Source organism: Massilia sp. CFBP 13721 (assembly GCF_014842025.1).
Classification (GTDB): domain Bacteria; phylum Pseudomonadota; class Gammaproteobacteria; order Burkholderiales; family Burkholderiaceae_D; genus Telluria.
In genome coordinates, this window is the sequence record NZ_JACYUY010000036.1 from 26428 (window position 1) to 40776 (window position 14349).

Consider the following 14349-nt stretch of genomic DNA (forward strand, 5'->3'; position numbering starts at 1 on the left):
CACGTACCATCTGCGTTCCTTCCCTCGCAAGTGGATGGGTAACATCTATACTGGAGCTTGTTCCAGTAGATACCAGCATAGATAAAGCTGAGCACATAGCCCATGAAGACGGGCCATGACGGCAGCAAGGCATGGAAGTCCGCGGTGTGCGGGACTTTTAGTTCCAGCACCAAGATCGTGATGATGAGGGCGATGACGCCGTCGCTGAAGGCTTCGAGGCGGTTCTTGCCCATGGGTGATCCAGTTACATTTAGTTTTTAGATAACAACACTATCGAAGGGTGGACTTCGACGTGGTAAATGCTTTTCTGGATCTTTTTACCTCTATCACCAGATATTGGGTGGCTTAGCGGCCTGAACCTAAAATAAGTTTCCAGAGGACCATTATGAAACCCAAAGAACTACACACTACTCACGACATTATCGTTATTGAGTACACAATTACTGCGCTACCCGGCGGTACCGCCCTTTACCGCTTTCGCCCAGCGACTACGGGGACGTGGTACGAGTCGAAGCTAATGCGCTACCTGTTGTCAAAGAAGGAGAACGGTATAACATCGGCTTCACTGTGACGAGCGATGGCAAAAGATAATTGAACGCTCTGCTTTATCCCCTTTAGGCCTTGTTAATCCGATGTTCAGCTACATAGCGGCTCAAGAAATTGCAAAAAGCAATATGAGGGGGAGCGCGAGAAAAATGATCGCCGCGTCTCATACAGCGCTACCGATAACTACTACTGGGGGAAAAAGTATGCTTGGCGGATGTTCGGCGCCTGCATCGCCAAGGAGGCGTTCTTCGCTTATCTGGAAGAGATTGGCCACCCGGCTGTGCCATGCATTACTATAGACCCCGACTACCCCTCATCGAACTCCGAATCGATCGCATACGCTGAGACTGGACTTGAGGACGCGATTAAGAAGCTGATTACTTCCGCTACTAAGGCAGGTGGTACGTATTACAAGTCGCTACTGTACAGCCGCAAGTTTACAATTAAGGGTATTAATTCTATTGCTCACAAGAAATGATAAAAGTTACAAGAGAGCTACTTTGTAAGTAGTCCTTTACTGCTAACCTCAACAGAATTAAGGTGTTGGAATTAATAATTGTAGGTGACATCCATACTGGAGCTTGTTCTAGTAGATCCCGACATAGATAAAGCTAAGAACGTAGCCCATGAAGACGGGCCAGAGCGGCAGTAGCGCCCGAAAATCGCTACCGTGCGTCAGCGCCTCGTCGACGATCTCGACCTTCAGAGGTTCTTGGGCGTGCATCTTCTTCAGGCGCCGATTCTCGTCTTCCAGCTCCTTCATGCGTGCCATAAGCGACGCGTCCATGCTCACTCAAGGTGACACCAGACGGGACGGTAAGCACGCTAGCGGGCGGCGACCCGGGCGTGTTCGTGGCGCCGCCCGACGGCATTGGCATTCTTCAATCTGGACTGTTGAGTTGAATATACCCAGCAATGCTATCAAGAAATGTTTCATCATGGTCTATGATATTTTGAAGCTGAGCTGCGCTCATCACTGACCTCGTTTCGCCAACCGCGTAGGTATGGCCTAGAATATGAGCTTCGTCTTGAATGGACCCTGGCTGATGTATTGACTGCGGAGTTGCTGGCTCCCACTGCAATGCCAAGTTCGGAAATGTCTCGTAAACCGTATTATTTGCTTCGACGACAAACCAAGCGTGGTCAGGGGTTACATGTCCATTATCGGCAACACCTTGAAAAGCACCATAGACTCTGATTGGAATGGTTACTCCATCGACGATCGCCGCCGATAGGGCGTTTCTTGTCGAATAATTTCCAACAGTTGAGCCATGCGATTGCTTGCGCGACTTAGCTGTGGTGCCATATTGCTGTGCTGCCCTTGAAATACCTCTGCACCGAAATCCTCGAAGGCGGAGGCGACAGCTCGAACCTGGTCGTGATCACGTATCCCGGCGAAGCCGAAAACCCAACAGGCAGCTCTATAGAACTGGTACTTTCGCGAGCATTGCAATCGCAGCGTGTTGTTTATAACACTATCAACTGCTTTAGTACGTACTTTGGAAATAGTGCCGCCCATATTATCAGCTCCCGATGTAAGTGAAGCCGACTGACAAGCGCGCTTTGCAGGCCGGCTGATGGATTGTAGCATTTAGATACTAAGAGTTAAATTATTTTTGGAAACTATCAATTGTGGCAACTCCTCCCCAGCTCTGCACTCAGGAGTTGTCACTAAGTACGTGATGGCGCGATTGGCGGCTATGCGCGCGATGAACGTGACCATGCCTTGCCTCGACGCCTTCCGTTTCAGGCGTCCGACGCTCGCTCTTCTGGCCTAAGATCTGCTGCTGAAACTACGTTACCTGGCGGCGCAGGCGGGTAATTTTGAACTCCTTTGCATCGAGCAAAGCGCTCATCTCCGGTGCCGCCAATCTTGCCGTCGGACTGGCGATTTCAGAGCGGTACTTTGGTCATAATGCATGTCAAAATTATAAACTTGTCGCAGGATAAACAGGTTCATTTTGGCTGTCGCCGACAGATTTTTCGTAGCGCCGTCGCTGAGGGCTTCCAAGCGGTTCTTGCCCATATCTTTTCAACCCGAACAAAATGCAGCGCAACCGCTCCGACCGTTGACAACGCGTCCGTCCATTGGACTTTCTCTTGAGGTGCAAACACCGTAATCCAGGAAATTTGCATCGCCATCGATGGGCCTCATCCATATACAGTCCTGACACAGGCCTCGCTTCGGTTCAGCGACCGGGCATCCCCATCTTTTCGCAGTCTCTTCCGCGTGCTCGAATTCCGCCTCTTCTTCATGAGTCAGTCCTGACTGCGCACCTTTCCCGAAAAGCAGAATGCCTTTTTCGGCATTCAGGTATAGGCCTTCCCCCAAACGTACTGACCATTCGGAACCGTTTGGCAGCATCGCGGCAGTGATCAGACGTAGTCCGGTCGAGAATTCGATCGATAATTCGGGCACCTTGCCGTTGATTGCGATGCCCACCACTTTTGATCCATGAAGCGTTCGGACGCCTCGCTCGATAGCCGGTCGGCTACTTGAACTACCAAAAAGTACTGCATTCCCAGCCTCGCACCGCCAGTCCCAACCAATATGGATACAGGCTTCACCTTCCTCATGTGTCCTTCGCTGATGATTGAGTCCTTGCCTCAATTCACCAAGCTCAAGAAATATTGCCGTTCCGTACCCTTTCCAGGGAAACGATACCGGTAGTCCGATCAAGGTCTGGATTTTTTTGTTCGCCTGTTCGGTTGTGAGTTCTTCGTCGGGCATTGTTCTTGTTAAATAAGAGTGAAAAAGCGTGAGGACTGCGTCCGAGTGTATACGGAACCTTATCAACAACATCAATGAATAAAATCTTTTGGATGAATGACCTGGTATGACGTCCGCCGCTCTCCATTACCAAAGGAAACGTGCGGCTCGACCACAAATCACAATGCTAAGCTGGCTTTCCATGCCTGCCGCAGCGCCGGCGTTGCTCCAACAACCAGAGAAAGGACCACGATGAAAGCCGTCGTATTCCACGACATCGGGGATATCCGCCTCGATGACGTCCCCGAACCGAAGATCGAACAGCCCCTCGATGCCATCGTCCGCATCACCACCAGCGCCATCTGCGGCACTGACCTGCACTTCGTGCGCGGTACCTTCAGCGGCATGAAGCAGGGCACCATCCTCGGCCACGAGGCCGTCGGCATCGTCGAAGAAATCGGCAGCAACGTGCGCAACCTGTCAGTCGGCGACCGCGTGGTGATCCCGTCGACCATCGCCTGCGGTTATTGTTCCTACTGCCGTGCCGGCTACTACGCCCAGTGCGACAACGCCAACCCGGGCGGTCCGACCGCCGGTACCGCCTTCTTCGGCGGCCCGGAAGCGGCCGGCGGCTTCAACGGCTTGCAGGCGGAAAAGGCGCGCATTCCCTTCGCCAATGTCAACCTGGTCAAGCTGCCCGACGAAGTGACGGATGACCAGGCGATCCTGATCTCCGATATTTTCCCGACCGGTTATTTTGGCGCCGACATGGCGAATATTAAACACGGCCATACGGTGGCCGTGTTCGGCTGCGGCCCGGTCGGCCAGTTCGCGATCGCTTCCGCCAAGCTGATGGGCGCCGGGCGCGTGCTCGCCGTCGACCACTTGCCGGACCGCCTCGATATGGCGCGCCGCCAGGGCGCCGAGGTCATCAACTTCGACGAGGAAGACCCGGTCAAGACGATCATGGAACTTACGGGCGGCGTCGGCGTGGACTGCGCGATCGATGCGGTCGGCGTCGATGCGCAATGTCCGCACCATGGCCCCGCGGCGAAAGAGGCTGCCGAGAAAAAGGAGCAATTCCAGCAGGAAGTCGAGAAGATCGCCCCGGTGCAGCATCCCGACGGCGACAACTGGGTACCGGGCGACGCGCCGTCGCAGGCCCTGCAATGGGCGGTGCAGGCGCTGGCCAAGGCCGGCACGTTGTCGATCATCGGCGTCTATCCGCCGGCCGACGACAGCTTCCCGATCGGCGCCGCGATGAACAAGAACCTGACCATCCGCATGGGTAACTGCAACCACCGCAAGTACGTGCCCGACCTGGTCGAACTGGTGCGCACCGGCGCCATCGACCCGACCGTCATCATCACCCAACGCGAAGGCATGGATTCGGTGATCGACGCCTACAAGGAATTCGACCTGCGCCGCCCTGGCTGGCTGAAGGTCGAACTGATCGAATCGCGCGAAGGCCGCGTCGACTGAGGAGGCCATCATGGCGGAACAAGAAGACAAGCAAACGGTTGGCGAATTCATGCTCGAGCGCCTCGGCGCATGGGGCGTGCAGCGCATCTTCGGCTATCCGGGCGATGCCATCAACGGCATCCTGGCGGCGTTGCACAAGCAGGACGAGATCGCCTTCGTGCAGGCGCGCCATGAGGAGATGGCCGCCTTCATGGCCTGCGCCCACGCAAAGTTCACCGGCGAGGTCGGGGTCTGCCTGGCGACTTCCGGCCCCGGCGCCATTCACCTGCTCAACGGCCTGTACGACGCCAGGCTCGACCACCAGCCGGTGGTTGCCATCGTCGGCCAGCAAAAGCGCGCCTCGCTTGGCGGCGACTACCAGCAGGAAGTCGACCTGGTCTCGCTGTTCAAGGACGTGGCCGGCGCCTACGTGCAGATGGCATCCAGCCCGGAACAGATACGCCACCTGATCGACCGCGCTTTCCACATCGCCAAGACCGAACGCCGCCCCACCTGCGTGATCGTGCCAAGCGACCTGCAGACCCTGGACGCGGTCCCGGTGCCGCCGCGCGAGCACGGCAGCGTCATGTCGGGTATGGGCATGGTCGGGCGCAGCATGGTGCCGCAGCCGGACGCGCTGCAGGCCGCGGCCGGCATCCTGAATGCCGGCGGCAAGGTGGCGATCCTGGCCGGCGCCGGTGCCCATGGCGCAGCGGACGAATTGATACAGGTGGCCGAGCTGCTCGGCGCCGGCGTTGCCAAGGCGCTGCTGGGCAAGATGGTGCTGCCGGACGACCTGCCTTTCGTCACCGGCTCGATCGGCGTGATCGGCACCCAAGCCACCTTCCAGATGATGAACGAGTGCGATACCTTGCTGATGGTCGGCTCCAGTTTTCCTTATTCGGAATTCCTGCCGCCGGAAGGGCAGGCGCGCGGCGTGCAGATCGACATCGACGGCAAGATGGTGAGCCTGCGCTATCCGATGGAATGCAGCCTGGTCGGCGACAGCAAGGCGACGCTGCAAGCCCTGATCCCACTGTTGAAGCGCAAGGAGGACCGCAGCTGGCGTGGGCGGATTGAGAAGGCCGTGAAGGAAAGCTGGGCGCTGCTCGAACGCAAGGCCATGAACCCGGAAGCGCCGCCGGTCAATCCGCAGCGTGTGTTCTGGGAATTGTCCGAGCGCCTGCCCGACGATGCCGTTCTCACCGTCGATTCCGGCTCGGTGGCTTCCTGGTACGCGCTCGACATCAAGGCCAAACCCGGCATGATGGGCTCGCTGTCCGGCGGCCTCGCCACCATGGGCTCGGCCGTGCCCTACGCCTACGCGGCCAAGCTGGCCCATCCGGGCCGCCTGGTGGTCGCGCTGGCCGGCGACGGCGCCATGCAGATGAACGGCATGAACGGCCTGATCACCATGGCGCGCGACTATACAACCTGGGCCGACCCGCGCATCGTCGTCATCGTGCTGAACAACCGCGACCTCAGTTTCGTGAGCTGGGAGCAGCGCGGCATGGCAGGCGAGCCGAAGGTCGACGAATCGCAGCCGCTGCCCGACGTCGCCTACGCCGACTACGCCAAGCTGCTGGGCCTGGACGGCATGCGCGTCGAACAGCCCGACCAGATCGCCACCGCGCTCGACGCCGCCTTGCGCGCCGACCGCCCGTTCGTGATCGACGTCATGAGCGACCCGAACATGCCGCCACTGCCGCCGCATATCACGCGTTCGCAGGCGGAGCAGTATTTCAAGGCGATCGAGGCGGGGGATTCGGATGCGGAGGCGGTGCGCAGGGCGCTGGAGGTGCAGGGCGAGGAGTAATGGCCGCCTGACCTTAGCCGTTGCCGTTCACCTGCGCAAACAGTTCCTGGTAGCCGGCTTGTCCGCGTTCGGCCGCAAAGCGCTGGGCATGCACCCGCTGTACCAATACTTCCGCCGCGTCCGGCTGCGTCGTCATAATGTCGATGACCTCATCGATGAACGCGGTCAGCGGCATGGCGCGCGGATCGGCCGCCTGGTGCGCGCCCATCAATTCCGTCTGCACGTACGGCGGCGCGATCTCGATGACGTCGACGTTCGTGCCCTGCAACTGGTGGCGCAGTGATTCGCTGAACGAGTGGATCGCGGCCTTGGTGGCGCTGTAGGTCGGCGTGATGGCTAGGGGCAGGAAGGCGAGGCCTGACGACACGGTGACGACGGTCGCGCGCTCCTGCTTGCGCAGCAAGGGCAGCAGTTTGGCCGTGAGCAGGATCGGCGCCAGCAGGTTGGTGGCAATGGTCGCTCCTGCGGTCGACGTATCGATCGCTTCCGCGCGCCAGTCCTCGGGGCGCATGATGCCGGCATTGTTGATGATGACGTTAAGCGCCGGATAATCGCGCGCCACCTGCTGCGCGAAGCGCTCGATGTCCTGTGCATCGGCAAGATCCACCACGGCCGTCATGATGCCCGGGTTGGCGTTGGCGACCTCGTCGAGCAGCGCCTGACGCCTGCCGGTGACGATCACCTGGTTGCCGCGCCGGTGGAATGCTTCGGCCAGGGCGCGTCCGATGCCGGAACCGCCGCCAGTGATGAGAATGGTATTTCCAGTCATGTTCATGTTCGAACTCCATAAAGTGAGACTGCGTTCAAGGTCGATCCGCAGCGAAGACGTGTGCGGATTCGTGCTAGCCTAGCGCCAATACTCTCATTCAGGAAGTAGGCACTTGTTTGTGCCGTACGAACAAAACGGTAAGCAATCCTATGACAAATATGAAGAAGACCGGGAAACGACAGGTCGTATTCCAGCCGCTACAGCACGGCGATGCTGCCCCGCAGGCGCGCCCTGAACTCGACGTCCTGGTGCTGGACGTGCTCGATCGCGTCGCCGACAAATGGACGATGTGCGTGCTGGAAGTACTGCATCAGCACGGCGTGCAACGCTTCACGCGTGTCGGCGAACTGGTCGGCACGATCAGCCAGCGCATGCTGACGAAAACGCTGCGCCAGCTGGAGGCTGACGGGCTGGTACTGCGCACCGTGTACCCGGAAGTGCCGCCGCGGGTGGAATACCAGTTGACCGAGATCGGGACCAGCCTGTGCGCGGCGTTTTGCAGCTTATGGGTGTGGGCGGAAGAGCATGAGTCCACGCTGCGTGCATTGCGCGCGAAACAAGTTAAAAAAAGCTGAGGGTGTTGCCGCAGACGCTACCCGTTGGCTGCCCATCTCGACGCCGATGTCGCCTGAATGTGCACGACCTAACAAACACCACCGAACTATTCTGCGACAGTCAGGTGAGTGGCGAAGGCAGCCGGCGTCCTGCACGGACGCTGGCTGCGGCGCCAATCCCAACCTACGATTGACGGAGAAGATCATGGCGACAACTGCAAACGAACACCTGAACGACTGGCTGCGCGACGCGCATGCAATGGAGCAGCAGGCCGAAACGATGCTCACGGCCCAGGCCGAGCGTCTCGAGCACTATCCTGAACTGCGCGCGCGCATCGTGCAGCACATCGAAGAAACCCGTGGCCAGCAAAGCATCCTCGCCGGCATCCTGAGCCGCCGCGGGATCGAGAACTCGGTGCTGAAGGACCTGGGCGGCAAGCTCGCTGCCTTCGGCCAGGGCGTGGGCGGCATGATGACCAGTGACGAAGTGGTCAAGGGCGCAATGGCCGGCTACGTGTTCGAGAACCTCGAAATCGCCAGCTACACGTCGCTGATCGGCGCGGCCAAAGCCGTGGGCGACACCGCGACCGCAACGGCCTGCGAACAGATCCTGGTGCAGGAAAAGGCGATGGCTGCCTGGCTGCTGGAACACCTGCCGCAGATCACGGCGGCGTTCCTGGTGCGTTCAGAGACGCCTGGCCTCGACGCCAAGGTCTGATCGGAGCTGCATCGGGACATGGCCCTGCGGGGCCTCATGCCGTTCAATTAAGCCTGAGCGAACTCTCTGCCAGCGGTGAGCTAGGCCAAACAGGCTGAGTTTCGATAATCGTAGGGTGGACTCGGTCCACGGCCGTTTCTTTGCACTCCTGCATGCCAGGGAAAACTTGTACGTGCGCGCTTCTGGTTACGTAGCGCATCGCGATATGCATGAGAAGGGCCCGTGGACGAAGCGGGTCGCCGCCCGGTCCACCCTACGAGGATGTGAAAAATCGCCATGGCTGCGTTGCCTCGTCTCGCCGTACACTCGTACTGTCTTCGACTCGGCGCCGGGCGGCCGTATCCCTTGCCCTGACGTTTTTTTCACACCCTCTACGTATCGCGCCACGCGCATTTTCGCGACCGAGGTCGGTCCTGGCTGAAATGCGGCGCAAGCCGATTAACTGAACGGCATTGCCCTGCGGGGCCATTTTTTTTGTCCGGCAGAGCCAGCAAAACCAAACAAACAAAAAAAATGCCCGCTGGAGGGCGGGCAATAATCTATTTTCTTGGAGGAAAGTAGAGGAGACAGAAGCATGATGCCGCAACGCATCATATAAATCCAATCGCATTTTATGATGTCAGATATCTGCCAAAAGCATGCCTGTCAAAAATAGCCTTATTCGGCGAGTTGCAATCCGTTCTCTGTGCACCACTGCTGTAAGGCAGTCCGGGTAGCATCCTCGTGAAATTGTTCCCAGGCTTCGCCTGCGCTGCGCTCTTCGAGCAGGCGGGCGAAGCCTTCGGTATTGCGGTCGCGGAAGAGGTCGCGCACAGTCTCCTGGTCGCCGGCCATGTGGGTCGCGGCGAAACGGAGAATGAGTCCGTCGCCGATGCCAAGCGTGCCCGCGGCCGGCACCGGCACATAGTCCCCGTTGGCGCCGGAGGCCGACGGCACCGGTGCTTCCTCGTCCGCGTACTCGTCGTTCAAGAAATGGATCATGCCTGTTGCGCGCGATACCATGGCGGTGACCGTGCCGCCGCCGTCCTCGACCATCATGGCCGCCCCTTCGAGTTCATCCAGTTTGACGATTGACATGGCTGATCCTGTACGAGTAGTCGGAGGCAACAGTATGGAACGCTGCGCGCGTCGGGTGCGCACGGTTGGCCGTTACGCCTGCGGCGCCGCCCAGACCAGGTTCCACAGGTGCCCATCGAGGTCCTCGAATCCCTGGTCGTACATGAAGCCGTGGTCTTCGGGCGGATGCGGCGTGCGCCCGCCCGCGGCGACGGCTTTGGCGATCAGGCTGTCGACTTCTTCCCGGCTTTCGCAGCTCAGGCAGATGATGACCTCGTTGGCTTCCCTGGCCTGCACCACGGGCTTGTCGATGAGGGAGGCAAAAAAGGGCTCGGTCATCAGCATGGCGTGAATGGTGTCGTCGACGACGATCATCCAGGCTGCGCTGTCGTTGCTCATCTGCGGATTGAAGCGGAAGCCGAGGGCGGAAAAGAATGCCCTGGATTTTTCCAGGTCCCTGACCGGGAGGTTGAAGATGACTTGTTTGTTCATGGTGGCCTCGTATAGGAAATGAATGAAGGGGATGCATTCCGACGACGAATGGCCACGCATGAAATCGACAGGCGCGTGAAAAAATACTGATCTATTGGCGCGCCTTGTCCGCTTCGGGAATCAGCCAGAGCAGCGCCAGCACCACCTGGGCCGCGGCGCCCAGCGGCGCGTACCAGAGCGACAGTCCGATCGCCAGCGCATACAGCACGATCGAGACGCGGTTCTTGCGGCTGCCCCAGGACACCGCATGCGCCACATGGCCCTCGCATTCCAGGCGCCACGACAGCAGCATGAACGAGATCGAACACAGCAGCAGCACCACGCCGTACAGCGCCCCCGGCACCGAATCCAGTGGATGTTCGCCGGCCCAGGCCGTCACATACGGGATCAGCGACATCCAGAACAGCAGGTGCAGGTTGGCCCACAATACCGCGCCGTCGACTTTCGTCACCCGCGCCAGCAGCGCGTGGTGGTTGACCCAGTAGATCCCGACGTACACGAAGCTGAGCGCGTAGCGCAGCCAGCCGGGCAGCACGCCGGCCAGGTCGGCCACTTCCGTACCCTGCGGCGGCTTCAGTTCCAGCACCATGATCGTGATGATGATCGCGATGACGCCGTCGCTGAAGGCTTCGAGCCGGCCCTTGCCCATCACGATGTTCACTTCGCCGCCTCCGGTTCGGACAGCCACAGGTGCCAGACCAGGATCGCGTTCGGCACCGCCAGCGCGACGAAGCCGAATGCGCGGTAGGCAAAGGCGGCGGCCGCGCAGCCGAGTGCGAACGCCAGCACGGGCCAGAAGAACTTGGCGCAGCGGGCGCGGGTGGCGGCGTCGGCGGCGCCGCGCAGGCGGTCGACGGTGTCGATCACGAGCTGGGTCACGTTCCCGGTCATCATCGAGGTCGGCGCCAGGTTGGTCAGCAGCAGTTTGCTGGCGGCGCTGTGCGCACCCATGGCGGCGGCGCCCAGCAAGCCGGCGGTGAAGGCGAGCGGTCCGACGTTGCGGCCGACCGGCTCACCGAGCATGCCGAACACCATGAAGCCGAGCAGCAGCACCAGTTGCAGCAGGTAGACCGGCTTCGTTGCCGGCGCGCCGCGCCGTTCGCAGCCGGCCACCAGCAGCCGCGCTGCGGCCACGCCCAGGATAAAGGCGGGGAAGGCGAGCAGTTTCAACAGGGACGGCGTCTGCGCCGGATCGGCCAGCGCCGCCGCGATCAGCACGAAGTTGCCGGTGACGTGGGCCGTGAACAAACCGAACAGGGCGATGAAGCCGAGGGTGTCGACATAGCCGGCCATGAAGCCCATGCCCACGCCTTGCAGGCGCTGGAATTGTGGAGTCGTCATCTGCGTCCCCGCTCAGAAGGCGAAGCAGCTGCAGCCGAGGGCGCCCCAGAAGCCGCCGTGGTTTGATACCGGCACGCTCGATTTACGGGCGCGGTCGTGGCTGTGGGCGTGTACGCCGCACGGGCCGCTGCATTGATGGGGCAGGGCGATCTGAGCTTGCGGCGCGGCCTTGCGCCAGTGCCCCGGCACCTTGCTGACCGGCGACCATTCCGGCAGCACCGGAATCGGCGGTGGCCCCAGACTGGTAAACTCGGCGGCGCCGTAGACCACATTCCCGCCGACCACCGTCAGCACCGATTCGATCGATTTGATGGCTTCTTCGTCGACCGTGAAAAAGTCCTGCGACAGTACCGCCAGGTCGGCCAGCATGCCTTCCGCGATCCGGCCCTTGCGGCCCTGTTCGTTCGAGAACCAGGCGCTGCCCGCGGTCCACAGTTCCAGCGCGGTGGTGCGCGGCAGCAAACCCTTGTCGCCGTACAGCGCCAGGCCGCCGACGGTGCGTCCGGACACCAGCCAGTACAGCGCGGTCCACGGGTTGTAGCTGGCCACGCGGGTGGCGTCGGTGCCGGCGCCGACCGGCACGCCGCTTTCCAGCATCCGTTTTACGGGCGGCGTGGCGCTGGCGGCCCCCTTGCCGTAGCGGTCGACGAAATACTCGCCCTGGAAAGCCATGCGGTGCTGGATGGCGATGCCGCCGCCCAGCGCTTTTACGCGCTCGATATTGCGCTCGCTGATGGTCTCGCAGTGGTCGAACATCCAGTGCAGGCCATTGAAGGGGATGTCGCGGTTGACCTTCTCGAACACGTCGAGCATACGCGTGATCGATTCGTCGTAGGTGGCGTGCAGGCGGAACGGCCAGCGGTTTTCCACCAGGTGGCGCACGACTTTTTCCAGCTCGTCTTCCATGCCGGCCGCCAGCTCCGGGCGCGGCTCCAGGAAGTCTTCGAAGTCGGCCGCCGAGAACACCAGCATTTCGCCGGCGCCGTTGTGGCGATAGTAATCGCTGCCTTCGCCTGGTTTCACCATGCCGGTCCAGCGCTGGAAGTCTTCCAGCTCCTGGCCCTTGTTCTGGGTGAACAGGTTGTAGGCGACGCGGATCGTCAGCTGCTTGTTACGGTCGAGTTCTTCGATGACGGCGTAATCGTCCGGGTAGTTCTGGAACCCGCCGCCGGCGTCGATGGCGCTGGTGAGACCCAGGCGGTTCAGTTCGCGCATGAACTGGCGGGTCGAGTTCACTTGCAGATCGTAGGGCAGCGTCGGACCCTTGGCCAGGGTGGCGTACAGGATCATCGCATTCGGGCGGGCGATCAGCATGCCGGTCGGGTTGCCGGCGCCGTCGCGCTGGATTTCGCCGCCGGGCGGATTCGGCGTGTCCTTGGTGTAGCCGACGGCGCGCAGGGCGGCGCGGTTCAGCAGGGCGCGATCGTACAGGTGCAGGATGAAGACCGGGGTGTCGGGTGCGGCGGCATTGATCTCTTCCAGCGTCTGCATGCGTTTTTCGGCGAACTGGAATTCGTTCCAGCCGCCGACCACGCGCACCCACTGCGGATGCGGGGTGCGGTCGGCCTGGTCTTTCAGCATGCGTAGCGCGTCGGCCAGCGACGGTACGCCTTCCCAGCGCAGCTCGAGGTTGTAGTTCAAGCCGCCGCGGATCAGGTGGATGTGCGAATCGTTCAGGCCCGGGATCACGGTGCGGCCGTTCAGGTCGATGACCTCGGTCGCGGCATCGCGGTGGCGCATCACGTGCTCGGCGTCGCCGACGGCGAGGAAGCGGCCGTCGCGGATGGCGACGGCGCTGGCCTGCGGCTGCGCGCGGTCGAGGGTGGCGAAGTTGCCGTTGGTGAGGATGAGCGTCGCGCTCGAATTGACCTGTGCCTGCATGGTGTGCTCCCTTGGTTATTCTGATTCGCTTCGTGGTCCGGCGTGGACGGTGGAGGCGGTCCGCTGTTGCTGCGGACCGGATGGCTGTCTTAGCGGATTGGCGCAGATACTGGAGCAGAAACGGGCGCCAGCACTTCGTTCTGTCCCTGGTTACGGGCCGCCGTCTTGTGCACCATCGTGTAGGCGTAGTCGACGCCCATGCCGTAGGCGCCCGAGTGCTCGGTGACGATCTTCATCACGGCGTCGTAGGTCTCGCGGTTCTTCCAGTCGCGCTGCCATTCCAGCAGCACCTGCTGCCAGGTCACCGGCACCACGCCGGCCTGCACCATGCGCTGCATCGCGAAATCGTGGGCATCCTTCGAGGTGCCGCCGGAGGCGTCGGCCACCATGTAGATCTCGTACTCGCCTTCCAGCATGGCGCACAGGGCAAAGGTGGTGTTGCAGACTTCGGTCCAGAGGCCGGCGACGATGATCTTCTTGCGGCCATTGGCGGCCAGTGCGTCGCGCACTTTCTGGTCGTCCCAGGAGTTCATCGAGGTGCGCTCGAGGATCGGGTGGTCCGGGAACACGTCCAGGAGCTCGGGGTAGGTCTTGCCCGAGAAGGAATCGGTTTCGACGGTGGTGATGATGGTCGGGATATCGAAGGCTTTCGCTGCCTTGGCCAGGCCCACGACGTTGTTCTTGAGGGTCTGGCGGTCGATCGACTGCACGCCGAAGGCCATTTGCGGCTGATGGTCGATGATGATCAGCTGCGAGTTGTGTGGGGTCAGGACTTCGAGTTTGGCGTTGTGCATGGTGTTCTCCTCAGGTTGGGCCGCATCACGTGCGGCGATTGGACATCGGTTCAGTTCGGATCATCGAATGCGTCGAAGGTTCATTGCTGACTTCGCTTTGGCGTTGCCTGCGTTGTTTCGATGCGATGGGGCCATTATGCGTGGCTGCTTTCGATATGAAAAACGGAATATTTGCGGATATATAATCGAAATTTTCGAATGTATATTTTGG

The 14349-nt window shown here is 60.6% G+C and carries 12 protein-coding genes and 2 pseudogenes; 4 read left to right on the top strand and 10 right to left on the bottom strand.

Translation table 11 applies throughout. The features are described from left to right. Window positions 1–59 precede the first annotated feature (59 nt). The 3 genes and pseudogenes from IFT60_RS24180 to IFT60_RS24190 form a co-directional block, all read right to left on the bottom strand. Window positions 60–233, bottom strand: a pseudogene (locus IFT60_RS24180) (TMEM175 family protein); the annotation flags it as partial. Window positions 234–1222: 989 nt separating this feature from the next. Next, window positions 1223–1333, bottom strand: a pseudogene (locus IFT60_RS24185) (IS3 family transposase); the annotation flags it as partial. Between the two features lie 1245 nt (window positions 1334–2578). Further along, complete coding sequence (locus tag IFT60_RS24190) at window positions 2579–3277, bottom strand: DUF3027 domain-containing protein (RefSeq protein ID WP_192056659.1); 699 nt, start codon at window positions 3275–3277, stop codon at window positions 2579–2581. A 231-nt stretch (window positions 3278–3508) separates the two neighbouring features. On the opposite strand from IFT60_RS24190, the gene IFT60_RS24195 reads away from it, so the two are divergent. Further along, the gene (locus IFT60_RS24195; RefSeq protein WP_192056661.1) at window positions 3509–4738 is read left to right on the top strand and encodes a zinc-dependent alcohol dehydrogenase; all 1230 of its coding nucleotides are present in this window, start codon (window positions 3509–3511) and stop codon (window positions 4736–4738) included. Between the two features lie 10 nt (window positions 4739–4748). Further along, entirely contained in the window at window positions 4749–6533 is a 1785-nt protein-coding gene (locus IFT60_RS24200) for a thiamine pyrophosphate-requiring protein (RefSeq protein WP_192056664.1), read from the top strand. Window positions 6534–6546: 13 nt separating this feature from the next. Here the strand turns inward: IFT60_RS24200 and IFT60_RS24205 are convergent, their stop codons facing one another. Continuing rightward, the gene (locus IFT60_RS24205) at window positions 6547–7308 is read right to left on the bottom strand and encodes an SDR family oxidoreductase (protein ID WP_192056666.1); all 762 of its coding nucleotides are present in this window, start codon (window positions 7306–7308) and stop codon (window positions 6547–6549) included. Window positions 7309–7451: 143 nt separating this feature from the next. Between IFT60_RS24205 and IFT60_RS24210 the strand changes: the two genes are divergently transcribed. Together IFT60_RS24210 and IFT60_RS24215 are read left to right on the top strand one after the other, a co-directional pair. Next, complete coding sequence (locus IFT60_RS24210) at window positions 7452–7877, top strand: winged helix-turn-helix transcriptional regulator (RefSeq protein ID WP_307729711.1); 426 nt, start codon at window positions 7452–7454, stop codon at window positions 7875–7877. Window positions 7878–8061: 184 nt separating this feature from the next. After that, a complete protein-coding gene (locus IFT60_RS24215; RefSeq protein WP_192056670.1) occupies window positions 8062–8574 on the top strand; it encodes a ferritin-like domain-containing protein in 513 nt (170 codons plus the stop codon). Between the two features lie 657 nt (window positions 8575–9231). Here IFT60_RS24215 and IFT60_RS24220 read toward each other — a convergent pair. The 6 genes from IFT60_RS24220 to IFT60_RS24245 all read right to left on the bottom strand — a co-directional run bounded on the left by IFT60_RS24220 (window position 9232) and on the right by IFT60_RS24245 (window position 14138). Continuing rightward, window positions 9232–9651, bottom strand: a complete 420-nt coding sequence (locus IFT60_RS24220; protein ID WP_192056671.1) for a hypothetical protein — start codon at window positions 9649–9651, stop codon at window positions 9232–9234. A 72-nt stretch (window positions 9652–9723) separates the two neighbouring features. Next, on the bottom strand, window positions 9724–10122 hold the full coding sequence (locus IFT60_RS24225) for a VOC family protein (RefSeq protein WP_192056672.1): 399 nt from the start codon (window positions 10120–10122) through the stop codon (window positions 9724–9726). Window positions 10123–10213: 91 nt separating this feature from the next. Next, complete coding sequence (locus IFT60_RS24230) at window positions 10214–10783, bottom strand: TMEM175 family protein (RefSeq protein WP_374000976.1); 570 nt, start codon at window positions 10781–10783, stop codon at window positions 10214–10216. Continuing rightward, on the bottom strand, window positions 10780–11463 hold the full coding sequence (locus IFT60_RS24235) for a YoaK family protein (protein WP_229511154.1): 684 nt from the start codon (window positions 11461–11463) through the stop codon (window positions 10780–10782). Before IFT60_RS24235 ends, IFT60_RS24230 begins: the two co-directional genes overlap by 4 nt. Window positions 11464–11475: 12 nt before the next feature. Then, on the bottom strand, window positions 11476–13344 hold the full coding sequence (locus IFT60_RS24240; protein ID WP_192056673.1) for an amidohydrolase: 1869 nt from the start codon (window positions 13342–13344) through the stop codon (window positions 11476–11478). An 89-nt stretch (window positions 13345–13433) separates the two neighbouring features. Beyond that, window positions 13434–14138, bottom strand: a complete 705-nt coding sequence (locus tag IFT60_RS24245; protein ID WP_192056674.1) for a hydrolase — start codon at window positions 14136–14138, stop codon at window positions 13434–13436. Window positions 14139–14349: the final 211 nt, after the last annotated feature.